Genomic DNA, 26,494 nt, shown 5'->3' on the forward strand with positions numbered 1-26,494 from the left:
TAAAGAAAAGGAACCCCGTTCGCAAGTGAACGAAGTTCCACATAAACCCTCCATCAACACCCGTTGACAAAGAGCCCTTATTAGTGTTATCGGGCGACCATATTTACAAGATGGATTACGATGCGATGTTGGCTTACCACAAAGCCAAAAAGGCATCGCTGACCGTTGGGGTCATTCCAGTCACCAAAGAAGAAGCTAAACGGTTTGGGATGATGAACACCGATGAAACCGATCGAATCATTGAATTTGAAGAAAAGCCCGAACAGCCTAAGAGTGATAAGGCTTCGATGGGCATCTATATCTTTAACTGGCCGACCCTACGGGATTACTTGATGAAGAGTTACGCGACGGACAAATCATTAGAAGATTTCGGTAAAAACGTGATTCCGGCTTACTTATCACATAACGAATCCGTGTATGCCTATGCTTTTGAAGGGTACTGGCGTGATGTCGGGACGATTCAAAGTTTATGGCAAGCCAATATGGAATTTTTGTCGCCACATAATCGCTTAAATATTGGCGATCAAAACTGGCGCATCTATTCAAAAGCCCAAGTCTTACCACCGATGTTTTTGACAGATACGAGTCAGGTCAATAACTCGATGATTGTCGATAGTTGTTACGTGGCTGGTGAAGTGGATCATTCGATCTTATCTCAGCGCGTTTCAATCGGTATGGGCAGCCGCGTGGTCGACAGTATGATCATGCCAGGCGCTACGATTGGTAAGAATGTGGTGATCGACCATGCGTTGATTGGTGAAGAAGCCGTGATTGGTGACGATGCCACCGTCCAAGGAACACCAGATGAAATTGCCGTTGTGGGTTATAACGAAGTTGTGGGGGTGCAACAACCATGAAACGAGGGAGTGTTAGTGCAGTAATTAATTTAGTTGAACCGTGGGCCGCTATCGAACCATTGACCACCCAACGGCCAGTGGGCACGTTGCCGTTTGGCGGTCGTTACCGGCTAGTGGATTTTCCGTTGTCCAGTGCGATTAATGCCGGTATTCAAAATGTGATGGTGACCACGCCACGGTCTGGGCGGTCAGTGATGGACCACTTACGCAGTGGCCGTGACTGGAACTTAGATACGATTCGTGGGGGCATCTTCACGTATCCATATAACGATTTAAAACTAGTCTCACCTGAAAAAAAGGCCGAACTACTGCATCACTATTATGATAACTCGATTTTATTCTTAAAACGGAGTTACAGTGAATATACCGTGGTCATGAGTACCCGCAATGTCGGCAATATTGATTTAAAAGCGTTGATCCGGTATCACGAAGAACGGGATAATCCGATTACCACGGTCTATAAGAGCGTTGATCCCGCCACATTAACACCGGCAAATACCATCTTACAATTGACCGATAAAGGCATGGCCACCGCAGTTATGCCAACGGCCAAGGCTAAGCTCAAAGCCACGACCAAAAAAGCGGCTAAGAATATGGATATCTATTTAATGAGCACGGTTGATTTGATCGATATTTTACAAGATGCCAATCGGCGGGGCGTGTTGATCAGTTTAGAAGAACTGATGAAACAAGCGGTCATGCAGCATAATGCGAATGCGTTTGAGTATACCGGTTTTTACGCCAACATTCACGATATTCAGAGTTATTATGCGGCTAATATGGCAGTCTTAGACGAAGCTAACTTCCGGGCCTTATTTTACAGTTCGCGGCGGATCTATACGAAAGTTAAAAATGAAATTCCGACGTTCTTTGCCCAAGGCTCACAATTCCGAGCCAGTCTATGTGGGACTGGGGGCTATATTGAAGGTCAAGTTGATCATTCCGTGATTTTTCGCAATGTCTTGATCAATCGCGGTAGCCAAATTAAAGATGCGGTGATCATGCAAGGCACGCGCATTGGTGCAGGGACGCGGATCGAAAATGCGGTCATTGATAAAAACGTGGTGATTGGCCCGAACTTGGTCTTAAAAGGCCAGCCCGATAAACCATTAGTCATCAGTAAAGGTCAGCATATTTTTAAACAAGCGGAGGTGGTCTCCAGTGACTAAGGTGCTGTTTGCTGCCGCAGAAGCGGCGCCATTTTACAAAACTGGCGGCTTGGGCGATGTGAGCTATGCCTTACCACGGGCGTTGCAAGCGGCGAAGACGACGATCCGGATCGTGGTGCCATATTACGAACAGCTTTTCCCAGAAAAATACCGCGACCAATTACAAGATCTTTGCCACTTTGATGTCCAAGTTGGTGATCGCTGGCAGTATTGTGGCATTAAGACCTTGACGCTGGATGGCATGCAATATTATCTGATTGATAATCGCGATTACTTTGGGCGTGAAGGTTTATACGGCTACTGGGATGACGGTGAACGTTTTGCCTTTTTCCAAATGGCGATTTGTGAAATGCTAGAACGCATCGATTATGTCCCCGATGTCATCCATCTAAATGATTGGCACACGGCGTTTATCCCAGTACTACTAGCAGAAAAGTATTATTGGATCGAAGCGTACCGCAACATCAAGACCTTACTAACGATTCATAATTTACAATTTCAAGGCATCTATAATCCGATTATTTTAGATAGCCTGTTTCATATTGGCACGCAGACCTTTACCGACACCGGCATCGCTTTTTATGACCAGGTTAACTTCTTAAAAGGTGGTATCAACTTTGCTAATGCGGTGAATACCGTCTCGCCAAGCTATGCGCAAGAGATTCAGACACCAGCCTTTGGCGAGCGCTTAGACGGCGTTTTACGGGCCAATGCCGGTAAGTTAAGTGGCATTATGAACGGGATTGATACGACACTATATGATCCGGCGACGGATCCAGCGCTAGCAGCGCACTATGAGGCCCAAGATTTGACCCCTAAAGCAGTTGATAAAGCGGCCTTGCAACAAGCAGTCGGCTTACCAGTCGCCAACGTCCCCGTATTTGCGGTCGTCTCACGTTTAACGAAGCAAAAAGGGATGGATCTGTTACTCGATGCCCTAAATGACTTCTTGATGACCAGTGATGCGCAAGTCATCGTACTGGGGACCGGCGAACCAGAATTAGAGCATGCCTTTCAGACGTATCAAGCCGCTTATCCGGATCAAGTCGCCGCGCAAATCAAGTTTGATGTTGAATTGGCACAACAAATTTATGCGGGCAGTGATGTCTTCTTGATGCCATCGGCGTTTGAACCGTCAGGCTTATCACAAATGATGGCGATGCGCTATGGGACGTTACCATTGGTGCATTTAGTCGGCGGACTCAAAGATACGGTGACCCCATATAATCAATATACCCAAGTGGGGACTGGGTTTGGATTTGATGACTATCAACCAGCCGTTTTACGGCAGATCATGTTTAACGCGGTGACAGTCTACGAACAGCAGCCTGAGGTTTGGCAAAGTCTACAACAACAGGCGATGGCCCAAGATTTTGGGTGGGCGAAATCAGCACAACAATATCAACAATGCTATCAACAGATTATCGGTTAAGACGGGGGGGTGCCTTTTTTGAAATTAACAACAGCACAATTTAAAACGGATTTCTTAAATGAAATCAAGACGTTATATGCGACGGATCTAAATGATACGTCAGCACTCGGTCAATTTATTGCGTTGGGTCACTTGGTCCGGCGCTATGACGGGTCGCAATGGACGAAGACATCTGAAAAGTATCGCAAAAAAGATCGTAAACAAGTCTATTACTTTTCAATCGAGTTCTTGCCCGGGCGACTATTGAAATCGAACTTACTCAATTTGGGGTTATTAGATACGGTCCGAGCCGGTTTGAAAGAACTTGAATTGGATTTTGAGACCATTAGTGCCGCCGAACCTGATCCTGGATTAGGAAATGGTGGCTTAGGCCGGCTAGCAGCTTGTTATATGGATTCAATGGCGAGTTTGGGGATTGCGGGCAATGGGAACGGGATTCGTTATCGCTACGGATTATTCAAACAAGTCTTTATGGATGGCTACCAAGTCGAGTTACCCGATGATTGGCTGCGTAATGGCAATGTTTGGGAAATTCGGCGGGAAAATAAAGCGTGTCTCGTGCGGTTTGGTGGCAATGTTTGGATGCAGCCGCAAGCCGATGGGCAATTACAACCGGTGTATGAACAGACTGATGATGTCTTGGCAGTGCCGTATGATGTTGGAATGATCGGCTACCGCAATGATGTCACGAATACGTTACGGCTGTGGTCAGCAGAATTACCACCAAGTGCGGATAACGCGTATTACTCGCAAGAACAACGTGATCGGATCGATGATATTACGAAAGTTCTGTATCCTGATGATTCTAATTCAGAAGGCCAAGCATTACGGTTACGCCAAGAATACTTCTTCTCATCGGCTGGCGTCCAAAGTATCATTCGGCACTATGGGTTAAGACATCAAGGCATGCGGGAACTTGGTAAGAAGATTGCGATCCATATTAATGACACACATCCGACTTTAGTTATTCCAGAGCTGATGCGCTTATTAATGGATGACCATCATTGTAGCTGGGATGTGGCTTGGGCCCTAACGACGCAAGTGATGAGTTATACGAACCACACGATTCTACAAGAAGCGCTAGAAACTTGGCCAATCGATATGTTCAAAGGGCTATTGCCACGGATCTATCAAATCGTCGTTGAAATCGACCGCCGTTATCGAGCAGCCAAGACACCGATCTTTGGTGAGGATTTAGTCAATCGGACGGCGCCACTTGGCAACGGGCAAGTGCGGATGGCCTACTTAGCCGTGATTGGGAGTCACAGTGTCAACGGCGTCGCACCGTTGCATACCGAATTGTTGAAAAATGATGTGCTACGCGACTTGTATCAAGTTTATCCAGAACGCTTCAACAACAAGACGAATGGGATTGCGACGCGGCGGTGGGTCCAACTGGCCAATGAGCCATTGTCACAACTGATCGACAGTAAGATCAGCCCCGAATGGCGCCAACAGCCAAGTCAATTGAAGACGTTAATGGCCTATCAAAAAGATGCTAAGTTTTTGAAACAATTAACGACGGTCAAACAGACCAATAAGCAGGCACTAGCGGCGTATATTAAGCAGAACCTGGGAATTGAGGTCCGCACTGATGCGATTTTTGATGTGCAGATTAAACGGCTACATGCTTATAAACGCCAACTCTTACATGTCCTCGAGATTATTCGGGAATACTTGGACTTAAAAGCCCATCCAGCGACTAAAGCGCCAGCCCATGTGCATATCTTTGGTGCCAAAGCAGCCCCAAGTTACCACTATGCCAAAGCGATTATTAAATTGATCAACGCGTTGGCTGATTTAGTCAATCATGATCCTGATATTGGTGATCGCTTGAAAGTCGTCTTTATTCCCAACTATGGTGTCTCACTAGGCGAATTGATCATTCCGGCGGCCGATATTAGCGAACAGATCTCAACGGCCTCTAAAGAAGCTTCTGGGACCAGTAATATGAAACTCATGGCCAATGGTGCGGTATCGCTAGCGACGCTTGATGGCGCCAACATCGACATTATTCAAGCGGCGGGCGAAGCCAACGAATATCCCTTTGGGTTAACCGCCAAAGCCGTTTATGGGTATTACGAACGCGGGGATTATCGCTCAGTCGACTTTTATCAAGCTGATCCTGAATTAAAACGGGTCTTAGATGCGCTAGTTGATGGGACGATTCCAGGGATTACGACAGAAGGCCGCGAAATCTATGATTCACTGTTACGTTATAACGATGAATTCTTTGTTCTAGCAGATTATGAAAGCTATGTGCAACAGCAACGCCAAATTAGCCAGGACTTCCAAGATCAAACGAAGTGGCAACAAAAGGCCTTGGCCAACATTGCCGCCGCGGGCATCTTTTCAGCGGACCTAGCTGTTGCACGGTATGCGGATGATATTTGGCAAGTGCCGCATACGTTATTACAAGATTAAGCGAGGTGTGGCCGATGCAAATTGATTATAATTCGTTTCAAACGGCCTATCGCTCGCCTTTTGGGGCAGTCATGCCACAGACCTCCGTTCACTTTACCCTCAAAGTACAAGCGAGTGAGCCGATTCAACAAGTGAGCTTTTGTGTGGCTCATGATGGGCAGTGGGACGCTGAAGTTGCGCAGACGATGACCGGACCGGGACCATTATATACGACGACGTTTACGCCGACACAATCGGGCCTATACTTTTATTACTTTGAGGTTCAACTGACCAATGACACGGTCTATTACGGCTGTGTCGATGGTGGGTATGGCGGCCCTGGCATGCAATATGCACGGCGTGATCAAGTCCAGATGTATCAACTGACGACACTAGCGGCCAAAGAGACGTTACCGCAATGGTATCGCGAAGGGGTGGCCTATCAGATCTTTGTGGATCGGTTTTATAATGGCAATCCGGATGAGCACGTTAATGCCCCTAAACCAAACAGCTTTTTATACGGCCGGATGAGTGATCGGCCGATGTATATCCGCAATGCGCAACAAGAGATTTTACGGTGGGACTTTTTTGGGGGTAATCTGCGCGGGATCGAAGCCAAGATTCCATATTTAAAGCGCTTAGGGGTGACGATCATTTATTTGACGCCAATCTTTCAAGCGGCCAGCAATCACCGTTATGATACTGGGGATTACTATGAAATTGATCCCGTTTTAGGTGATTTAAGTGATTTTGACCATTTGGTCACCGCCTTACACCGTGCGGGGATGCGGTTGATTTTAGACGGGGTCTTCAATCACGTGGGGGTCGAGTCGCGGTACTTCAATCGTAGTGGGCATTATGACACTGTTGGAGCTGCCCAATCGCGGACGAGTCGTTATTATAACTGGTTCACGTTTATCAATTACCCCACTGAATATGACAGCTGGTGGGGGATCGGGGACTTACCGACCGTTGATAAGGAGAATCAAGACTACCGTGACTTTATTTACGATCAACCGAGCTCGGTGATCGATTACTGGACGGCCCGCGGTGTCGATGGTTGGCGCTTAGATGTGGCCGATGAACTACCTGATGACTTTATTGCCGGCATTCGACGCGCGTTAGATCGTTATCCAGATAAAGTATTGATCGGTGAGGTTTGGGAAGATGCGTCCCATAAACTGGCTTATGGTCAACGCCGGCACTACCTAGAAGGCGGTGGCTTGCAGGCAGTCATGAATTATCCGTTACGGCGATTGATTATTCACGTTTTGACGGGTACGATGCTCCCGGCGGAATGGTGGCGTGAGTTAATGACGTTGAAAGAAAATTACCCGGCAACGACGTTTGCCTACAACTTCAATAATATCGGGTCGCATGATACGCCGCGGATCTTGACGATGCTACAAGATGATGTCAAACGGTTGCGGTTAGCGATTGGCTTATTGATGACGCTACCTGGTGTGCCGTGTTTGTACTATGGGGATGAAGCTAAAATGGCGGGCGGTAAAGATCCTGATAACCGTGCCTTTTACCCGTGGAATCAAGCAGACCAAGCGTTACAACACGATGTCACGGCGTGGGTGCACTGGCGACAAGCGCGGCCACAGCTCAATACCTTGGCGTTTGCGCCGTTTTATCTCGGGGATTATGCGATTGGCTATGTTTATTGGCAAGCGGACCAGCCGCAACTACTCGTTGTGTTAAATGTGACGACGATGGAACACGTTGTCACATCAGCGGCGTTGCAACTATCAGGGCTACCAACCGCAGTCGCAGCAGCGGTAACCACTAAATTGGTGGGACAAACGGTAAAAGTCAATCAGTTACAACTTTTTGAAAAATTTACATGAAATTTACAGAAATGCGATAGTGGCTCGTCGGGGTTATCGTTATATTATAACTGTACTTCTTAATCAGCACCCCGCGATTATGTCATTAAGAAGTATCCCCGTCGATCCTTAAGAGACGTAGAAGAGGTCGTGGCTTTCCTTGATTGGCTGCGACCTTTTTCTATGGCTTTTTTTATTGAAAATAGGTGCAAGCTAATTTTCAAAACGCATTGCGCGCACGCGTTATAATGAAGTTAGTTCGATAACTTTAATAAGTGATCATGATTAGCTTTAGGGGGTAATTAGTTGTATCAAGCGGTCGTATTTTTTGATTTAGATGGCACGTTAATGCAAGATGACAAAACCATCGCACCTAGTAGTATTCGGGCGATTCAGCAACTTAAACACAATCAAGTTTTACCGGTAGTAGCTACGGGTCGCAATGTCTTTGAAGTGGCACCGTTGCTCAAGCGGACGGGGATTGATTCCATCGTGAGCGCTAATGGGAGCTACGTGCAATATCAAGGTCAGTTCTTAGCAGCGCACGAATTAGATAAAGGCTTATTGCATGATGTGACACATTTTGCGAATCAACGCGGTCAAGCCTTGGCTTATTATAATAACGCCGGTTTTGCGTTAAGCCATCAAAATGCGTTGACTGTCGCGAACTTTGCAGCATTAAAGCAGACCGCTGCCGTTGCGCCAGCTTACTACCGCAACCATCAAGTTAATTTTATACTGACCTTTGAGCCACAAAGTGCAGCTGCCTATCAGCAGCGGTATCAAGGGCACTTGAATTTTGTGCGTAATAATCCGCGGGCGTTGGATACGATGGCGTGGGGTGTGACGAAAGCAACAGGGATCCATGATATTTTGACCAAGGCCGGGTTAACGCACGTGCCAACGTATGCGTTTGGCGATCAATTAAATGATATTGAGATGTTTAAAACGGTGCAAACCCCAATTGCAATGGGCAATGGTCATCCGTTAGTTAAACAGTTAGCCGCCTATGTGACTGCTGATAATATGCATCAAGGGATTGAACAAGGCTTAAAACAGTTTGCCTTAATTTGAGTTTACTGTGCAGGTGAGATAAAACCAATCACGCAAAAACGCGCCACGACAAAGTTACTTGTCGTGACGCGTTTTTGACTATCTGGTGTACCCTAGTCGAAAATAGCGAGGTGTCTTTAAGCTAAAGTCGCATCTGTCATGGCTTTTTCGATGTTGGCTAAGGTCAATTGCGTTGTATCTGTAAAGTTGATATCAGCGGCAGCTAACACCTTTGGATCACCGATCCCAATCGATGTTTCACCAGCGCCGTTGATCGATTGAACCCCGGCAGCGGCATCTTCAACCCCGATACATTGCGCTGGGTCGAGGTCTAAGATTTCGGCACCCCGGCGGAAAATTTCAGGATCCGGCTTACCGTGCTTTAAGCTGGCTGGGTCGACTGACTTGGTGAAGTAGTCGCCTAAGCCTAAGTGCTTCAAGACTAATGGTGAATTCTTAGAAGCGGACGCTAATGAAAGTAAGTAACCTTGCGCCTTCAAGTCATCCAAGAAGACTTGGATGCCAGGCAAGATATTAGCAGGGGTCATTTGATTGACTAATTTCAAATAGTTATCATTTTTTTCAGTTGCTAGGGCTGCTTTTTCAGCGTCACTGAAGGCATCTTCCTTGTGGTCCCGCGCTAAAATCAAGTTTAATGAATCCATCCGGCTAATGCCCTTTAAGGCATCGGCCAAATCATCATCCCACTTAACCCCAACTTTGTCAGCCACTTGATGCCAAGCTTGGCTGTGGAAAATCGAGGTATCGGTAATTACCCCGTCTAAATCAAAAACAAATCCTTTAATTGCTGCAAATTGTGCCATTGCATGTAACCCCCTAATGATGGTAGACCACAGTAAGTGGTTTATCGGCTTTTAATTGATAATCTTTGCCAGCAATGCTTAACGGTTGGGCCTTATCGGCGGTCACCGTTACTTTAGTATGGTCAATCACAAAGGTGTAGTGGGTCTGTCGGAACGTGTGCTTGAACTTGATCATCGTCCATTGATCAGGGAGCTTAGGGGCGATCTGTAAATGATCCCCTAAGACACTGACCCCGCCGAAATTACGGGTTGCCAGTAATAAGGTGGCACACATGACCCCTAAGTGGATCCCTTCGGCCGTGGTCCCGCCTTGGATATCGTAATAATCCGAGAACAAGGCTTCAGAAAAGAGGGTCCAAGCTTGATCATAGTTGTCATCCAATTGGTTCAAAACGGCGTACACAATTCGTGATAGTGTCGAACCATGGGTCGTGCGTTCCAAATAATATTGAATGTTATGGGTCAAGTATTCCTTTGGCAACTGGTAACCTAACTTTTCAATGAGTTTTTGAACGGTTGGCACGTCGAAGTTGTAAAAGGCCATCAGTGCATCGGCTTGCTTGGCGACTTGATAAGCATCAGGTGTTTTCCCTTCTGCTTTTAAGATCCGGTCCATCCGGGCAATGTCACCGTATTTTTGACGGTAAGCGCGGAAGTCCAAGGTCGGTAAGTCAAAGTAGCCTTCAAATTGCGCAATGATCCCACTACGATTGATCTCTAGCGTGAGCTTGTGGCTAATCGTGTTCATCTGGTTCGTCAAGTCACTGTTAAATTCTGCGGCACTAGCGGCTTTTTGATAATCAGCGTTGCTGATTTTAGACCGCAAATGCGCGATGGTATTAAAGAGCCAAGCGACCATGAGATTGGTATACGCATTGTTCTTTAAGCCCGGTTTTTTGCTATTCGGGTAGTTTTCATGGAATTCATCGGGGCCCATCACACCACTAATGTCATAACGGTCAGTATCTGGATTATATTCGGCTTTACTGATCCAAAATGCGGCGATCGACAATAACAGTTCCATCCCGTATTGGGCTAAAAAGTCGGTGTCATGAGTCGCATGGTAGTAAGCCCAGACGTTATACGCGATGTCTAGTGAGACGTGGCGTTGTAAACGACTGTTGTCTGGATCCCAGGTATCGGTGATGGGGTTTAAATGAACAAATTGGGCTTGCTCATCCCCGGTTTGTGCCGACTGCCATGGATACATTGCCCCAGCATAACCCGCTTCCTTGGCATTTTGGCGTGCGGCAGGTAGGCGGCGGTACCGGTAAAGCAAGAGTTGCTTGGCTAGTGCCGGTCGGTGGAGCGTGTAAAATGGCAGGATAAACATTTCATCCCAGAAAACGTGGCCCCGGTAAGCTTCACCGTGAAGCCCCCGTGCGCCAACTGACGCATCGAGTTGACCACTTTCAATGGCGGCCGCAGAAACAAAACTTTGAAAAACATTGACCCGTAAGAGTCGTTGACTCGTGATGTCACCTTTGACCTTGATATCAGCGTCGTGCCAACATTGGTGCCAATAAGTCAGGCTGCTTTTGACTGTATCGTCAAAGCTAGCTTGCTTTAGTTCGGCACTGGCCGTCACTGGCGTTGCTTTAGCGCCTTTGACATTACTGGTGGTAATGACGACGTTTTTATCAAAGGTATAGGTTTGATTGGCCTGAACTGGTAATGAAACGACTTGCTTGGTCTTTTGTGGCTCGGTCGTGAGTTTAACGGCCTTAGTCGTATCCACATCCGGACTGGTCAAATTAGCGCCAAACGTGTAATCGATGTGTGACGTTTTCGTTTGACCGGACAAGTACATTTCGTTGGTTTGTGATTCCAGTCCTAAAGTTTGTAAATGTTGCTGGTCAAAAACATTATACCGACTTACATTGCCGTTGACAACGCTTCCATCAAGTTCAGAGTACACTTGGACGGTCCCGGAGAAGTTCAGTGGCGTAATTTGATAGCGAATGGCATAACGGTGCCAGTCGTGCATGTTGGCCAGTTTTTGTGATTTGACTTGTAAGATGTGGCCCGAGGCAAGTTGGATGAGCATGGTCACGGTTAAAATCCCGGTTTTTAGATCCAGACTCCGATAAACGTCTTGGACATTATGTGGCGTGATGGTAAATGGTTTTTGGTGATCGACCCCAAACGTCATGAATTGACCGTTTGGTAAGTTAACGAGGTCTTCGTTGACGACGTCATGGTCTTTGATTTTAGTGGTTTCTTGGTCGAAAATGCCGGCAACATAAGTTCCAGGATAATTGTTATCGTCGGCATGGCTTTCTAAATAGGCCCCCCGCAGCCCAAAGTAACCATTCCCGACCGTCAGCATCGCTTCTTGACCATTATTGCGGACGCCTTGGTATTGGCCGTAATAGTCCAAGTGCCACTTTAAATAAGCGGTCTTGGTTTTAACAGCTTTGATCAAGCCATCACGGTCAACGGCTGTTTGACTCACGACCGGAATGTTTAGCATGTTTGTTAACGCTAAGCCAACGTCGATCCGGTCATAGTTAACCCCGACGATGGTATCGGAAAAGCTGTAATCTAAGCCATTTTCCAAGATGGCGGCTTCAAACTTCAGGCCCGCCAGACGCACTTTAATGTTTTCTAGATTTTCACCAATCCCTTGCTTGGGATTATAGGCGATTAAAAAATGCGCGGTTGCGGCTTGATCATCGACGGGATAATAAGCGACTTCCATCGCATCGTTTTCAATTCTTAATCTAATCAGTTGCATTGATTGGTCCACCCCTTATCTAATTATCAAAAATGAGTCCTATATAGGAAAGAAAAATATGGATTACAACTCTAGGTTAAGCTTAAACCGAATGGGCTGCAAATAATGGCCAGTTAAAACCAGCCAAAACCGGCTTTTTTATGAAATTAATTATGAAAGTGAATAAACAGTCGAACCGTTCGGTGAACTAAAAAAGCCCCGCGAACGTGGCCAGTAATGGCGGCTAGTTCGTGGGGTGGGGCCGTAACTCTAAATGGTCGATCGTCATCATGGGGCGGACTTTGATGGCTAAGGTTTGAAAGCGTAAGATAATTGGTTCTTTATAAGCTAGATGGTGTTGAAAAGGGGTTAATTGTTGGCGCCAGTTGGCTGGTAATTGGGGTTCGCCAACCTCAGTCAACGTGCCTTTTAACATTAAAGAGGCATAGGTCGTTTGATCATAACAAAAAATCGTCGCACGATGATGACGGCGACTGTTTTGAACGGTGGCCGTTTGCCGACTCGTATAGAAGAAGACTTCAGTTAACGAGCGGGGCGTTTTTAAGGCACTTAAGGCCACGGTGGTCGGAAAGCCACTGGTGTCCACCGTCGCGACCGTAAAGACCGTGGCGGCTTGCAGCAAGTGGTTGGCGTCGGCTTGCGTCGTATGTTGCATGCAGCTCACCTCGTTTCTATTCAGTATGCGCGGGTCAACCGAACTTGTCATTTGATTTGCTCAGGCGTCATTGATAAACTAATAAAATTAGCGCATAAAAAAATCAGCTCTCACGGTGGATTATCACGGCGTGAAAACTGATTAGTGGTTATATGATGGGCAGTCAGGGGATCGAACCCTGGACCCACGGATTAAGAGTCCGTTGCTCTGCCAGCTGAGCTAACTGCCCATAACTCAACAAAAAATATAATATCATGAATTTAGGATACTGACAATAGTTTTTCGAAACTTTTTTCAAAAAAACCGTCACTTTTCGAAAACCGGGTGCAAATAGGGGGCTGATTTGCAAAAATCATTTCCCGGGAAATACTGTTAGCGCGCGGATTAGCAAACAAAGAAAGCACGGAATATTTGTGATATACTAAAACCAGTGTCAAAAGAAACTTTTTTGACCACCTGACACAGGTTAGCGGTTAAAACCGCCCAATTAGCCTGTAATTACTCGAAATCTTTAAAAATAGACTGTTTGTTTTCCCCTAAGGAGGAAGAATCGTATGAAGAAAATTTTAGTCGTTGATGACGAAAAACCAATCTCAGATATTATGAAGTTTAATTTAACCAAAGAAGGTTATGAAGTCCACGTTGCCGCTGATGGTGAAGAAGCCATCCAAAAGGTCGACGAAGTCCATCCAGATTTAATCTTACTTGATTTAATGTTGCCAAAAATGGACGGCTTAGAAGTTGCCCGTCAAATTCGGAAGAATTATGACATGCCGATTATTATGGTTACTGCAAAGGATTCTGAACTGGATAAAGTCCTTGGGTTGGAATTAGGGGCTGATGATTACGTCACGAAGCCATTTTCTAACCGCGAACTAGTTGCGCGGGTCAAGGCGAATTTGCGGCGTCAAGGCGCACCAGCAGCGCAAGCAACGGAAGAAGAAACTAATTCTGATATCGAAATTGGTGATTTGGTCATTCATCCCGATGCTTATATGGTTTCTAAACGGGGCGATAATATCGAATTGACCCACCGGGAATTTGAATTGCTACACTATTTGGCCCAACATATTGGCCAAGTCATGACGCGAGAACATTTACTCCAAACGGTTTGGGGCTACGACTACTTCGGTGATGTCCGGACGGTCGACGTCACGGTCCGGCGCTTGCGTGAAAAAGTTGAAGATAATCCCAGCCATCCAAAATGGTTAGTAACGCGGCGGGGCGTTGGGTACTATCTCCGCAATCCAGAAAACGAGTAGAGGGCATTGAACCGTGTTTAGATTTAAACGGAGAAATTTTTTAAAGTCGATTAATTTTAAAATTGCGTTAGTGTTTGCGTTGTTACTATTGATTACCTTGGAAATCGTCGGGGCCATCTTTGTGCGACAACTGGAAGATACCAACTTGCGACAATTCAAGAGTCAAGTGCAGATTCAATCGTACGTTGATAACTCGATTGCTGAGCAATTAGCGACGAGTAGTACGAGTAAGGCCAATTCGCAAATCAAGTCGATTTTATCGGATATCAATAACTCCAATATCGATGAGGTTCAAGTCATTGATAACAAAGGGATTATTCGTGGCACAAACGATATTAACGATCAGTCGATCATTGGTCAAAAGACGACCGACCGCAACGTTAAAAATGCCATCTATAATAACCGGTCGTACACTAAAAATACGTATGATACCCAAAATAATAGTCGGTACTATATTTCGATCGTGCCACTATATAACTCCAGCTCAACTGGCAACAACAGTCAGTTAGTGGGGGTTTTATACGTGCGGGCCAATATGAAGTCGGTCTATAACACGATCAATAACATCATGGTCATCTTTGCGGGGGCGTCGCTGATTGCGATTATTCTCGGTTTGGCCATTGCGATCGTGATTGCCCGGGCAATTACGAAACCGATTGAAGAAATGAAGCAACAGACGCAACGAATTGCGCGTGGCGATTACGCGGGGCAAGTGCGCGTTTATAGTGATGATGAATTAGGTCAATTGGCGAGTGCCATTAATAACTTGTCGATTCGAGTGGAAGAAGCCCAGGAATCAACGGAAGCCGAACGCCGGCGGCTAGATAGCGTCTTAGCGCACATGAGTGATGGCGTGATTGCGACCGATCGACGGGGCAATATCACGATTATTAACGAAACTGCCTCAGACTTTATGGATGTGTCGGCAGAAAAGGCCATCGGTAATTCAATTCTAGACATGTTACAAATCCGGGATGACTATTCCTTACGTGATTTGATCGAAAATCAAGATGAATTAACGTTGGACTTTTCATCAAATGAACGTGATCTGATTTTAAATGCCTATTTCTCATTGATCCAACGAGAATCTGGGTTTATTAGTGGTTTAGTCTGTGTCTTACATGATGTCACAGAACAACAAAAGATCGATAACGACCGGAAACAATTCGTTTCAAACGTGTCGCATGAATTGCGGACGCCGTTAACGAGCTTACGGAGTTATATTGAAGCTTTGAGCGATGGGGCCTGGAAAGATCCAGAAGTCGCGCCAGGCTTTTTAAAAGTGACCCAAGAAGAAACCGACCGGATGATTCGCATGATCAATGAACTGTTGAGTTTATCGCGAATGGATTCCGGGACGACCCGGGTCGATATGGAACTTGTTAATATCAATGAGATGTTCAACTATGTGTTGAACCGCTTTGATATGATCTTGAAAAAAGATGATAATCCAGCGAAATATTATACGATCAAGCGCGAATTTACCAAACGTGACTTATGGGTCGAAATCGATACGGATAAGTTCACCCAAGTGCTCGATAATATTATGAACAATGCGATCAAGTATTCCCCAGATGGTGGGGTCATTACGTGTCGGTTACTGGAGACGCATAACCAAGTGATCATTAGTATTAGTGACCAAGGGTTAGGAATTCCTCGGGCTGATTTAACCCACGTCTTTGATCGCTTCTTCCGAGTGGATAAAGCGCGGTCGCGGGCTCAAGGTGGGACTGGTTTAGGATTGGCGATTTCTAAAGAAGTCGTGCAAATGTTAGGCGGTCGCATCTGGGTCGATAGTGTGGAAGGGCATGGGTCGACATTCTACATTTCCTTACCATATGAACCTTATGAAGAGGAGGATCTTTGGGATGATGACTCGCAAGCTTAGGCGAATGATCTTGCCGACGGTGTTGGCCATCTTGATTTTGTTGAGTGTTGGGTTGTCGATTTATATTTGGACGAACCCGTCGCGCTATGAACGGGAAAGCAAGGTCAGCACGGCTAGTTCTAATTCAACGATTGCCACCAGAACGATTGATGACATTTATTTGCCGACCCAACTCGTGCATACCGATACGCAAGGTAATCAGACGTTACTAATCAATAAAAATGTCAGCCTGGTCAGCCAATTTAAAGAACAAATCAGTAAATGGCAGGCGCGCAGTATCGCCAAGGTCCGCATTACATCGGCTAAAAGTTACACGGCGTTATTAAATGGGCAAGATTCATATGTGTTGAATTTCCCTGATAGTGTCACGATTAGTATGTTCAATACGATTTTTAATCAGAATTTGAAGAATTACCGTTCGGCTGAATTCAGTCGGATCGTGATTCCCGTTAATGATACCGATCATCTGTATTTATTGAATGACAGTAAGCATCAAATTTACAGTGTGAGTTTGAAGAAAAAGTCATTAACGGCGATGCGGAAAGTCTTGAGTACGGCAAGTGTGAAGTCGATTCCAGTTGAAATGGTTTATCGCAATGGCTCAACTTACTTGGACTATACCCACCGGGTAAAGATGCAACAATATAGTTATTTGCTCAATAAATTGTCGGCGAGTCAGTTGGCTAACCGATTGTTAGATGCAGATGGCACGTCTTCAGTGACGGTCCGCAATCATAAGCATGACCAAGAGTATACGACCGGGTCGTATAAGCGGATGACCGTTAATACGAAGTCGAGCACCGTCAAATATGAAGATTATAGTGATGCGGGAACGCAACGCAAGTTATCGTTTACGGAACAACTGCAAAAGAGCTATAACCACTTAGTTAGTATCGGGGTGCCGATGGATAACATTCGCTACTATGGCTACGATACGACGAGTAATAGTGTAATTTATCGAAGTTATGTCGAAGGGTTCCCCATTTTTAATCAAACGGAAAATGGCGATGTCCGCATTCAAATGACGTCAAATAGCTTAGAGCGGTATTACTTCTCACTTGAAAGCTTACAAGTGCCGGTGCCAACGACGGGCAAGCAACAATCCGTCACGTTACCAAGTTCAACGTCGGTCTTGAAACAATTGTTGGCGGCGGGCTACAAGCAGAGTAAGTTAGGCAGTATTGAACTGGGCTACCACTGGTCGCGCAATACCTCCTCGAAGTTGGTTATTGACCTGAATCCAACTTACTACGTTTATTACAATGGGACTTGGCGAACTTATACGTCAATGCTCAGTGGATCGTAAAGGGGGGCCGCCAGATGAACTTTCGTAGAATTGAATGGATTTTTTTAGTGGCCTTCGTGGTCTTGGATGTCTTCTTAGTGTATATGTTTGTCCAAACGAGTTCGAGTGCGTCGAATACGAAGTCGAGTAGTGATACCACGACGACGATCATTCGCGAGATGCATGATGACAATATTAGCTTTAGCACCCCTAGTGGCAAAGAAAATACCGGGTATTATATTGCTGGCAATAACGACAGTGGGCTAAAAGCACATGTCAGTCAGTTGGCTAATCAATCGACGCGCATTTTGACGAGCGGTAAGTTGACGAGTACGCTACGGACCACCGTCGCCATTGATGCAGATCATCCGGAAAAGTCGTTAGATCAATTTATTGCGCAAACGACCAATGTGATTCACGGGGATCAATACGTGTATAGTAGTGCGTTATCATCAAGTGGTGATTACGTCTACGTGCAAAAGGTTGCCGATGGGAAAATCTTGACCGGGACCGGTCAGATTCACTTCACCGTCAATAAAAACCACCAATTGATTGGCTACACGCAAGGTTATTTGAACAATGTCAAAACGTTGCGTGAAAAAGCGGTCACGATTAGTGAAAAGAAAGCCTTAGTGGCGTTATATCAATATAACCAAGTGTCGAATAATTCACGGATCGTTTGGAGCAAGTTGGGCTATTCACGCCTGTTGAAGTTAAAAGACAGTAGTGTGTATGTGCCAACCTGGGTCTTTGCGGTGCGGAGTAAAAATAGTTCCAATATCAGCTTGCACCGGATCAATGCGTTTACCGGGGCAGCCATGAAGACCAGCAGTAGTACCGGCAGCACGGACGATACGTCCAGTGCCGATGCTGCTGCGGCTGGAATGATTTGGAATGCTGAATAGATGGTTAATTAACGAGCGAGACTTTTTCTCGCTCGTTTTTTGTACCATTCGGCCGCGAGGCGGTTGCTTTTCAAGGCTGTCAAAAGCGTGTATCATTGACCAAGTAATAGGCTGATTTTTTCAGAGATAGGAAGAACCGTAAATATGGTATTGAAATTAGCAACAGATCAAATGCAAGTGAGTGTTTTGGCGTCTGGGAGTACCGGGAACGTCACGTATATTGAAACGCCAGAACATAAAGTTTTGGTCGATGCCGGCTTAAGTGGTAAAAAAATCGCCAATCTCATGACCTCGATTGGTCGTGACATTAATGAAGTCGATAGTTTGTTTGTGACCCATGAACATACGGATCACTGTAAAGCCGCGGGGATCTTGGCACGGAAATATGGGTTAGACGTGTATGCCAATCAAGGCACTTGGGATGCGATGGCACATAAAATTGGCAATGTGCCAACGGACTTGTGTCATGTATTTGACCCCAATACGACGCTGGGACTAGGCGATTTAGATGTCGAATCCTTCAGTGTTTCTCACGATGCGGCCGAACCACAGTTTTATGAATTACATCACGCGGGCAAGTCATTTGTGATTATAACGGATACTGGCTATGTTTCTGAACACGTTGAAGGGGTCATCAAAAACGCTGATGGCTACTTGTTTGAATGTAACCATGATCTCGAGATGTTACGGATGGGCCGTTATCCATGGCCATTGAAACAACGGATCTTGGGTGATGAAGGTCATTTATCCAATGAAGATGGCGCGAATGCGTTGATGGATGTGATTGGTCAGCGAACTAAACGGATTTATTTAGGGCATCGAAGCCAAGATAATAATATGAAGACGTTGGCGCATTTAACGGTAGCCTCGATGATGAAGGAACATGACTTTGGGGTCGAACATGATTTCCAACTTTATGATACCGAACCAGAACAAGCGACGAAATTGATTACCTTATGATAGCGGTTTTATAATTCCACAATCATTCAGTCATAAAAAAATCACATTTTTTAGCTAGAATAGTCTTTAAAACATAGTACTTAGTTGGGAGGGATCGCGTTTCGACGCGAAATTATGGCAAATAATTCATTAGTTAAAGTCGCTGTGACGGCATTAGTAGCCGGTTTACTCGGTGGCGGGATTGCTTATGGTGGGATTACTTACTTTAGCAACAATAATGTCACCACGTCTTCAACCAGTGTACCAACCGGTTCAAACAAGTCGGGTTCAACTTCAACGACCAATGTGAAAGTTAATGTGAGCTCGCAAGCGACGAAAGTCTTTAAGAACAACAAAGCCGCGGTAGTTTCCGTGATCAACCTGCAAAAGCAAAGTTCTTCGAGCACGTGGAGTGGTATTTTAGGTGGCGACGATGGCTCATCAGATTCCGATGGCTCAAGTTCAAGTTCATCTAGCAGTAGTAGTAGCAAGCTGCAGGAATACAGTGAAGGTTCTGGGCTGATCTATAAGAAGAGCGGTAATGCGGCTTATATCGTCACTAATAACCACGTGGTTAGTGGTTCCAACGCGATCCGCGTGATTATGAGTAACGGGACGAAGTTAACGGCTAAGCTCGTTGGGACTGATTCGGTGACCGACTTAGCTGTCTTGAAGATCAATTCAGCTAAGGTCACTAAGACCGCTAGTTTCGGTAACTCCGATAATATCGAAGTTGGTGAAACAGCCTTAGCGATCGGGTCACCATTAGGGTCTAATTATGCGACGACCTTAACGGAAGGGATCATTTCGGCTAAGAAGCGGACGATCGCCACAACGAACACGTCCGGCCAACAAACCGGGTATGCGACTGTTATTCAAACCGATGCGGCCATCAACCCTGGGAACTCTGGGGGGCCACTCTTTAACTTAGCTGGCCAAGTTGTTGGGATCAACTCAATGAAGTTGTCTTCTGACAGTTCCGGGACTAGTGTTGAAGGGATGGGCTTTGCGATTCCAAGTAATGAAGTCGTGAAGATCATCAATGAACTTGTTAAAAACGGGGAAGTCGTTCGACCAGCCTTAGGGGTGGCAACGTATAACTTATCCAGCATTCAAGCCAGTGATCGTAAGTCAATCTTGAAGTTACCAACCAGCGTCACTAAAGGGGTCGTTATTATGAAGACCTACTCAGGGTCACCAGCGAAGAAAGCCGGTTTGACCAAGTATGATGTGATTACGGAATTAGGTGGCAAGAAGATCACCAGCTTGGCAACGTTGCGGACGGCCTTGTATGAACACAAGGTCAACGATACGGTTAGTGTGAAATATTATCATAATGGGAAGCTCAAGAGCACCACGATGAAGTTAACCGAAACTACCAAAACGTTGTCCAAACAATCGAACTAATAAATGAGAATTTCATAAGCGCGCGTCGTGGATTTGTCCGCGACGCGCGCTTTTTGGTGTTTTTTAGGGTAAAATTGAAAAAGCCGAAAGTTCGTCTTTCAAAAATGCCGATTATGCGGATGGAACCGGTATAATTATGAAATAATCCGAACGAACTCAGTTAAAGGTCCGGGAACCATTTTTTACCAGGATGGTGTGCGGTGCAAAAGTGTGGATAACTTCGGGGATAACTTTCACGCATCGTTAGGTAAAATTAAATAGTGGCGGCAGAACGGCAATTCATGCTGTTTAAAAGTTATCCACAGGGCGACTGAAAACCTGTGGACTAAAATTTTGAAAAAGTTTTTGTTCGAGTTGGATTGCTGATATAATAGCTTTTGTAACCGGACACTACGAACAAATGTTGCTGTGTATAACTGTGGATAAGTCGGCGACCTATTGACAAATTAGGTCCAAATAAATGTTGTGGCAAACATACGTTCAACACAATATATAGCTGATTGAGTTATACACCTGTGGATAACTTTGTTAATAACTTGTGTAAAGGTGGTTAATTATGAACATCAAAATTATCTGTGTCGGTAAGTTGAAGGAAAAATATTTTAAACAAGGGATTGCGGAATATGCGAAACGCATGAGTAAATTCGCTAAATTCCAAATTGTCGAGGTGCCTGATGAAAAGGCCCCTGAGTCGTTAAGTAACGCAGAGATGGCTAACGTCATGGATAAGGAAGGCCAACGCATCTTAGATAAAATCAAAGATCGCGACTATGTGTATGCGCTAGCGATTAAAGGTAAAGAACGGACAAGTGAGGAATTCGCCGCCGAAATCGATAAGTTGACGACCTATGGGCACAGCGATATTGATTTCGTGATCGGGGGTTCATTGGGCTTGGCGCCAGAAGTCTTACAGCGCGCGGACACCCAGATTTCGTTTGGGAAGTTTACACTACCACATCAGTTGATGCGGTTGGTGTTGTCGGAGCAGGTTTATCGGGCGTTTATGATTAATATTGGAAGTCCTTATCATAAGTGATGCTATTATTTGGTAGAAATAGCTCTGTGTCACGGAAGTAATTTTTACTATAAAATCAAACGATACCCGATATAGCACATTTAATCAATAGTTCAGTTTTGAAATACGTTTTTTGAGAAGCAATTATTTTATAAATGCTATGCAAAACGAATAATGAATTTTGATGGGAGATAGATGTAATGAAGATAGTGAATATATCTGAAAAATCCTTTAATAAATTTACATTGGGTGAAGGCAATGATTTGAAACCGATTAGTGTTTTTTTTGGTAGAAATGGTTCTGGAAAGTCCGCAGTGTCTACATACCTTCAAAAAAACTATGAAGAAGGTATGTATGTTTTCGATACTAATTTTGTGGAGCGTAACGTAAGGAGTAGAGCAACGATTGATGGCACTAACCTGATTATTGGAGCTGAGAATATAGATAGAACAGACGCCATACAACAAGCAAAAACAATTATTAGTAATATAACGAAAGAGCTAAATGATGATAATGATCGTATAGATAATAAAAGGAAGAGTATAAATACACTGATGATGGCAATCATCAATGATAGAAAAGCAAAGTTTGGTACGACAAGAATACATCAAAAGGCAAATGCAAATAGAAATCCAGAAAATGCTTTTAAGTTATGGAAAAGTGAGATGTCTCACAGTGTAGATAGCTTTCACGAATATAAGTCTGCTAGTGAATTAAATGCAGATTTAGTTCTTACAAGAAGTAAACTAGATGTTTTAAAAGAGGTTCTTCAAGACTTTTTGATTTACAAAAAAGAAGGCTTTATTTCAGCCATGAAAGATATAGTCTTAAAGCCAGGAACGAGTGTAGAGGCAGTTATAGCGGGCTGGCTTGAACAGGGATTACAGTTACATAATATCGATGTGGATGATGATAGATCCGAAGATATAGCAAAATGTTTATTTTGTGGTAATGACTTTGTTATTTCAGATGTTAAAAATTCTATTCACGAACGTATTAGTTCGGAGTATGTTTCTTTGACTAAAGCGATAGAGCGATTAAAGACTCAAGTTGTCAACGAGAGAGAGCAAATAGTCAAGCTTGGTGATTTAATTTCAGGAGAGTTGCAACAAAAGGCAGAAAATAATGTTGATGATATTTTAGATGTCCTGAATACTAAATTAAATCATACTGACACGGCTATTGAGATAGATGAGAAATATTTTTTGAGGATTGAAGATTTAAATGCGGCTATTTCTGATAGGAAAAAGGGTTTAAAGAAAAAAGAAAAACGGTTGATATTGGAACAATCTAAAATTGAAGATATTGCCAAACAATCAATTGGGCAGGCTATCGCAATGGACCCAAATATTAATAATGAAATTGAAGAATTGAAGAGACTAGAAAAGTGTAAATATAATGATGAAAGATCTAATGAACTTACTAATGCATATTTAGTGAGTCTGAATAACTCTTCGAGTAGCTTGGAGGGGTTTAAGGAACTGATGAATCAAATGTTGGAATCGTTAGGCATGAGTTTTCGTTTGCAATTTTCAATTGATAATTCTGATTCATTTGATGTAGTACTTACAGAAAGTGTGGAGCAATCAATTGGTGTTAAAGACTTGAGTGAAGGGGAACTAAGGCTAATAGCTTTTGTTAAATTTTATCTTAGTCTATTTTCGAATTATAAGAAAGCTAAAGGGCAAAGGGCACCATCTTGGGAATTTAGTGCAGATGTAAGAAAGATTATTTTAGACGATCCAATAACAAGTATTGATTCCAATAATCGTTACTTTATGACAACCTTGATAAATAAATTATTAAGTCAGGTATTACATGTTTATAATCGACAAAAAATGGAAGTTGCAATCTTTACGCATTCTATATATGATTTTCATAATTTTGCATTTCGTATAGGAAAGCAACAATTGGATCATTACCAAATTACAAAAAACTCACTTTCTGAAAGTGTTATTGAGCCTGTGCCAGAGGAACAAATGAGCAATTATAGTGATGATTATCGAACTACTTTTTGTGAAATTATTGATTTTTGTACAATTAATAGGAGGGGGTTACCAGAAACACATCACTATTTAAGATATGGAAACCAGTGTCGATTTATATTAGAAACGCATGCACGCTCGAATTATAATATTAGTAATGTCACTAATAATAGTCTAAAAAAAATTATGGAGTGCTACTCTGTACAAAGCGAAAATGAAGAGACTATAGTAAGAATGTTAGATGTAATAAATGCTTTGTCACACGGTATATCATATACTTGGGACTTTGTGTCAGGAATATCAGCTGCAGAAATTCAAAATGCTGCACGGGTAATGGTTTGGATGTTGTATAAAAAAGACAAGATGCATGTGAAAGCGATGGTGCCTGAAGAAAAATGGCATGAATTTGAACAGAAAATAAAGAATTGGGGAATTGGGTAAGAGATGTACAAGAAAATTATTCTGGTAAGTTAAGGGTAGTTATAACTTTACGGGAATATCGGGTGGATGGATTCGCAACGTATCTTTGATGGTCGTATTCATAACGACTAGATATGATATGGAAGTTCTTATCATAAATGAAGAAAAAAAGCATTTCATATGCTAAGCGCTAGGGATGCATGCAGATTAAAGTTAGTTGATATTTCGACGTTTATGGCTACTTGTATTGATAAGAAGGTCTGTACCGTCAGTAAGATTACTAGCCCTAATATGTAACTTATTCCAAAAAACAACCTCGATCACGACAACTCATTATAAGTTGTCGTGACCGAGGTTATTTAGTTAGCCGTTAATTGAACCTAATGGCGTATAGAATGTTTTGCCGGCCAGTGTGTAGAGATTATAATAAGCTGGGCCATCATCACTGTCGCCGAGTGGTTCGACGACACGATACTTATGTTGATTAGTCAAATTTAGCTGATATTGCGTCTTGCCTTGGTACTTAACTTTAGTGGTTTTAAGACCGCTAAGGCGTTTGTTTAGGAAAAGCTGGCGGGTCTTGTTCTTAATGACGACGCGTTGAATCTTTGCAGCAGCCACCGGTTTGCTGTAATAGGTCGCGCTATTAGCTTTAGCCGAATTCTTGTGCACTTCGACGTAACCATCCGCTGTAATTTGAACACTTTGCGTGGCTAATTGACTTGATCGATTGGTAATCGCGGTGTTACTACCTAAATAGAGATCACCATAGCTATAAGTTGGCATGTAATTTGGCCGTTTGACCTGTTTAAAGCCACTCGTTGAGGTCGCTTCCGTACTATAAGTACCAGCGACAAGCCCAGTCTGATAGCCAACTTTCAGTAGTCGTGAACTGAGAATGTTGGTGCGTAAATCAAATACGGTCACATACTTCCTATTAACCTTAGTTCGGTACGGCTTATTGCCAGCAACGACGGTACCCTTAGGTAAGGTCACTGTCTTTAATTGACTTAAACCACCTTCATAACCGGTAAATGGTGCTTTGATTTTGACTTTTTTGGTTGTTTTGTAGAATGTGTCCGTGTTGAAGAATTCTTTATCAAGCTTTTTAAAGTTAGTTTCACTTAGTGCGGTTGCTGGGTTGGGCGTATCATAATCTGGCAATAAGAACGCTGATGCCCAACTGTAGAACGGCTTACCGCCGACGACATAATGTGCTAAAGCGTAGCCGCTTTTATCGGTTAGTTGCTTTTGTATCTCTATGGTTAATTGATATTCAGTTTTGCCAGCGACAGTTATCGCTGTGTCGGTTAATCCAGGAATCGCCTGATGATAAGTCACAGTAATGGTATTGCCATCAACGTTGGACGTTAAAATCTGTCGGCTAGTCGGAGTACCAATTGGATAGACGGTGCCCATCGATTGATATGAAGCATTATTGTAGAATTCCAAGTAGCCGTCAGTTGTGATCCGCAGCCGTTGTGTATTTGTCCGTGACTCATCACTACCAGGGAACAAATCGTTTCCCCAAACTTCAGTTTTATCGGTGCCAGTATATGGCAACATATAGGCGGGCGTACTAATCTTGGTCCAATTTAGCTTAGGACCAGCCGCGATGGTTGCGGATAACATTGATTTTGAAATGCCGAGTTGTTTTTTGAGTTTATAGCTCAGTGCATTAAGTGAGATGGAAAATGTTTCTTTTAGGTCGTTAATGTTAGTAGCGGCACGAACCACCGTATCTTTAGGTAAAGTGAGCACTTTGTTGTATGAGGTGACTGTAGTCGCAGCGTTTAAGCGATAGTACTTACCATCATTGAGCGTGGCACTATATTTTGGCGCATAGCCCTTAGCTAGGGCCTGATGATAGACATAACCACTGTCATTGCCATTATCGTTAGTGATATGGAAATAGGTTGTGGTTTTGTTAGCATGCTTAAGGGTAACCTTCTTGTCAACATACCAAGTGGTCTGATTAGCGTATGTGGCAGCATCCTCGTTACCACTAATGAGTTGCAACTTTTGGGTATGCGCTAAGTTCCACGTATAGGTGACTTTTTTGGTATTAGTCACATGGTAAGGTGCCTTGGCGAGTTTGGTGGTTTTGACAACGCTATAGGTTGTTTTTGCTTGAGCGGGAATTGTCGCAAAGCTTAACCCTGTTAGTATTAAAGCCATAGCGATAAGTTGTCCCTGTTTTTTATTCATGTGAAGTCCCTCCCTGAGGATTAGTTTAGCATGTTTCTGGCTGGAATTGGATGGGCTTGTATTTTGGGTGGTTGGACACGGTAGTAAATTCATATAAAGCGATGTTGGAGTAGTTATTGAAAGTGTTATTAATGTTCGCAATACTGGATATTAAGGCCCAATAAGCCGTATTTTTATTGAAAGATTAAAATCTAAGTAATAGTTGCTTTTTTTATCTG

The 26,494-nt window shown here is 44.0% G+C and carries 17 protein-coding genes, 1 tRNA gene and 1 pseudogene; 14 read left to right on the forward strand and 5 right to left on the reverse strand.

The window, feature by feature from the left end:
• Positions 1-77: 77 nt before the first annotated feature.
• The 6 genes and pseudogenes from FFM75_RS06300 to FFM75_RS06325 form a co-directional block, all read left to right on the forward strand.
• Positions 78-857: pseudogene (locus tag FFM75_RS06300) on the forward strand (sugar phosphate nucleotidyltransferase); the annotation flags it as partial.
• Positions 854-2,026: a glucose-1-phosphate adenylyltransferase subunit GlgD gene (gene glgD / locus FFM75_RS06305; RefSeq protein WP_137628343.1), complete on the forward strand. Its 1,173-nt coding sequence runs from the start codon at positions 854-856 to the stop codon at positions 2,024-2,026. The pseudogene FFM75_RS06300 and the gene glgD, both read left to right, overlap by 4 nt.
• Entirely contained in the window at positions 2,019-3,458 is a 1,440-nt protein-coding gene (gene glgA, locus FFM75_RS06310; protein ID WP_137628344.1) for a glycogen synthase GlgA, read from the forward strand. Before glgD ends, glgA begins: the two co-directional genes overlap by 8 nt.
• 18 nt (positions 3,459-3,476) lie before the next feature.
• Positions 3,477-5,882 (forward strand): glycogen/starch/alpha-glucan phosphorylase, encoded by a 2,406-nt coding sequence (locus FFM75_RS06315; protein WP_137628345.1) that lies wholly within the window; start codon positions 3,477-3,479, stop codon positions 5,880-5,882.
• A 14-nt stretch (positions 5,883-5,896) separates the two neighbouring features.
• Complete coding sequence (locus FFM75_RS06320) at positions 5,897-7,714, forward strand: glycoside hydrolase family 13 protein (protein WP_137628346.1); 1,818 nt, start codon at positions 5,897-5,899, stop codon at positions 7,712-7,714.
• 285 nt (positions 7,715-7,999) lie between these two features.
• A complete protein-coding gene (locus tag FFM75_RS06325) occupies positions 8,000-8,767 on the forward strand; it encodes a Cof-type HAD-IIB family hydrolase (RefSeq protein ID WP_137628347.1) in 768 nt (255 codons plus the stop codon).
• 116 nt (positions 8,768-8,883) lie between these two features.
• On the opposite strand, the gene pgmB is transcribed toward FFM75_RS06325, so the two are convergent.
• The 4 genes from pgmB to FFM75_RS06345 all read right to left on the reverse strand — a co-directional run bounded on the left by pgmB (position 8,884) and on the right by FFM75_RS06345 (position 13,191).
• Positions 8,884-9,570 (reverse strand): beta-phosphoglucomutase, encoded by a 687-nt coding sequence (pgmB, locus tag FFM75_RS06330; protein WP_137628348.1) that lies wholly within the window; start codon positions 9,568-9,570, stop codon positions 8,884-8,886.
• Between the two features lie 13 nt (positions 9,571-9,583).
• Positions 9,584-12,307, reverse strand: coding sequence for a glycoside hydrolase family 65 protein (locus FFM75_RS06335; RefSeq protein WP_137628349.1), 2,724 nt, complete (start codon positions 12,305-12,307; stop codon positions 9,584-9,586).
• Positions 12,308-12,530: 223 nt separating this feature from the next.
• Entirely contained in the window at positions 12,531-12,962 is a 432-nt protein-coding gene (locus FFM75_RS06340; protein WP_137628350.1) for a pyridoxamine 5'-phosphate oxidase family protein, read from the reverse strand.
• A 156-nt stretch (positions 12,963-13,118) separates the two neighbouring features.
• Positions 13,119-13,191 (reverse strand) — tRNA-Lys (locus FFM75_RS06345).
• Positions 13,192-13,516: 325 nt separating this feature from the next.
• Here FFM75_RS06345 and yycF point away from each other — a divergent pair.
• From yycF to FFM75_RS06385, 8 genes are all read left to right on the forward strand, one after another.
• Positions 13,517-14,224, forward strand: coding sequence for a response regulator YycF (gene yycF, locus FFM75_RS06350; RefSeq protein WP_137628351.1), 708 nt, complete (start codon positions 13,517-13,519; stop codon positions 14,222-14,224).
• 13 nt (positions 14,225-14,237) lie between these two features.
• Positions 14,238-16,112, forward strand: a complete 1,875-nt coding sequence (gene walK, locus FFM75_RS06355) for a cell wall metabolism sensor histidine kinase WalK (protein ID WP_137628352.1) — start codon at positions 14,238-14,240, stop codon at positions 16,110-16,112.
• On the forward strand, positions 16,093-17,418 hold the full coding sequence (locus FFM75_RS06360) for a YycH family regulatory protein (protein WP_137628353.1): 1,326 nt from the start codon (positions 16,093-16,095) through the stop codon (positions 17,416-17,418). Before walK ends, FFM75_RS06360 begins: the two co-directional genes overlap by 20 nt.
• A 14-nt stretch (positions 17,419-17,432) precedes the next feature.
• Positions 17,433-18,302: a two-component system regulatory protein YycI gene (locus FFM75_RS06365; protein WP_137628354.1), complete on the forward strand. Its 870-nt coding sequence runs from the start codon at positions 17,433-17,435 to the stop codon at positions 18,300-18,302.
• 144 nt (positions 18,303-18,446) lie between these two features.
• Positions 18,447-19,262 carry an MBL fold metallo-hydrolase gene (locus tag FFM75_RS06370; protein WP_137628355.1) on the forward strand — a complete coding sequence of 272 codons (816 nt, stop codon included), beginning with the start codon at positions 18,447-18,449 and terminating at the stop codon, positions 19,260-19,262.
• Positions 19,263-19,376: 114 nt separating this feature from the next.
• A complete protein-coding gene (locus FFM75_RS06375) occupies positions 19,377-20,648 on the forward strand; it encodes a S1C family serine protease (protein WP_137628356.1) in 1,272 nt (423 codons plus the stop codon).
• 556 nt (positions 20,649-21,204) lie between these two features.
• Positions 21,205-21,684: a 23S rRNA (pseudouridine(1915)-N(3))-methyltransferase RlmH gene (rlmH, locus tag FFM75_RS06380; protein WP_137628357.1), complete on the forward strand. Its 480-nt coding sequence runs from the start codon at positions 21,205-21,207 to the stop codon at positions 21,682-21,684.
• Between the two features lie 179 nt (positions 21,685-21,863).
• The gene (locus FFM75_RS06385) at positions 21,864-24,089 is read left to right on the forward strand and encodes an AAA family ATPase (protein ID WP_137628358.1); all 2,226 of its coding nucleotides are present in this window, start codon (positions 21,864-21,866) and stop codon (positions 24,087-24,089) included.
• A 342-nt stretch (positions 24,090-24,431) separates the two neighbouring features.
• Here the strand turns inward: FFM75_RS06385 and FFM75_RS06390 are convergent, their stop codons facing one another.
• Positions 24,432-26,276 (reverse strand): hypothetical protein, encoded by a 1,845-nt coding sequence (locus tag FFM75_RS06390; RefSeq protein ID WP_137628359.1) that lies wholly within the window; start codon positions 26,274-26,276, stop codon positions 24,432-24,434.
• Positions 26,277-26,494 lie beyond the last annotated feature (218 nt).

This window comes from Lactiplantibacillus daowaiensis, assembly GCF_005405085.1.
Classification (GTDB): Bacteria; Bacillota; Bacilli; order Lactobacillales; family Lactobacillaceae; genus Lactiplantibacillus; species Lactiplantibacillus daowaiensis.

What these genes read in the sequence shown, in the direction of transcription:
- glgD (WP_137628343.1), top strand. Translation starts at nt 854, where the DNA reads ATGAAACGAGGGAGTGTTAGTGCAGTAATTAATTTAGTTGAACCGTGG.
- FFM75_RS06320 (WP_137628346.1), top strand. Translation starts at nt 5,897, where the DNA reads ATGCAAATTGATTATAATTCGTTTCAAACGGCCTATCGCTCGCCTTTT.
- pgmB (WP_137628348.1), bottom strand. Translation starts at nt 9,570, where the DNA reads ATGGCACAATTTGCAGCAATTAAAGGATTTGTTTTTGATTTAGACGGG.
- FFM75_RS06335 (WP_137628349.1), bottom strand. Translation starts at nt 12,307, where the DNA reads ATGCAACTGATTAGATTAAGAATTGAAAACGATGCGATGGAAGTCGCT.
- FFM75_RS06340 (WP_137628350.1), bottom strand. Translation starts at nt 12,962, where the DNA reads ATGCAACATACGACGCAAGCCGACGCCAACCACTTGCTGCAAGCCGCC.
- yycF (WP_137628351.1), top strand. Translation starts at nt 13,517, where the DNA reads ATGAAGAAAATTTTAGTCGTTGATGACGAAAAACCAATCTCAGATATT.
- FFM75_RS06360 (WP_137628353.1), top strand. Translation starts at nt 16,093, where the DNA reads ATGATGACTCGCAAGCTTAGGCGAATGATCTTGCCGACGGTGTTGGCC.
- FFM75_RS06365 (WP_137628354.1), top strand. Translation starts at nt 17,433, where the DNA reads ATGAACTTTCGTAGAATTGAATGGATTTTTTTAGTGGCCTTCGTGGTC.
- FFM75_RS06370 (WP_137628355.1), top strand. Translation starts at nt 18,447, where the DNA reads ATGGTATTGAAATTAGCAACAGATCAAATGCAAGTGAGTGTTTTGGCG.
- FFM75_RS06375 (WP_137628356.1), top strand. Translation starts at nt 19,377, where the DNA reads ATGGCAAATAATTCATTAGTTAAAGTCGCTGTGACGGCATTAGTAGCC.
- rlmH (WP_137628357.1), top strand. Translation starts at nt 21,205, where the DNA reads ATGAACATCAAAATTATCTGTGTCGGTAAGTTGAAGGAAAAATATTTT.
- FFM75_RS06385 (WP_137628358.1), top strand. Translation starts at nt 21,864, where the DNA reads ATGAAGATAGTGAATATATCTGAAAAATCCTTTAATAAATTTACATTG.
- FFM75_RS06390 (WP_137628359.1), bottom strand. Translation starts at nt 26,276, where the DNA reads ATGAATAAAAAACAGGGACAACTTATCGCTATGGCTTTAATACTAACA.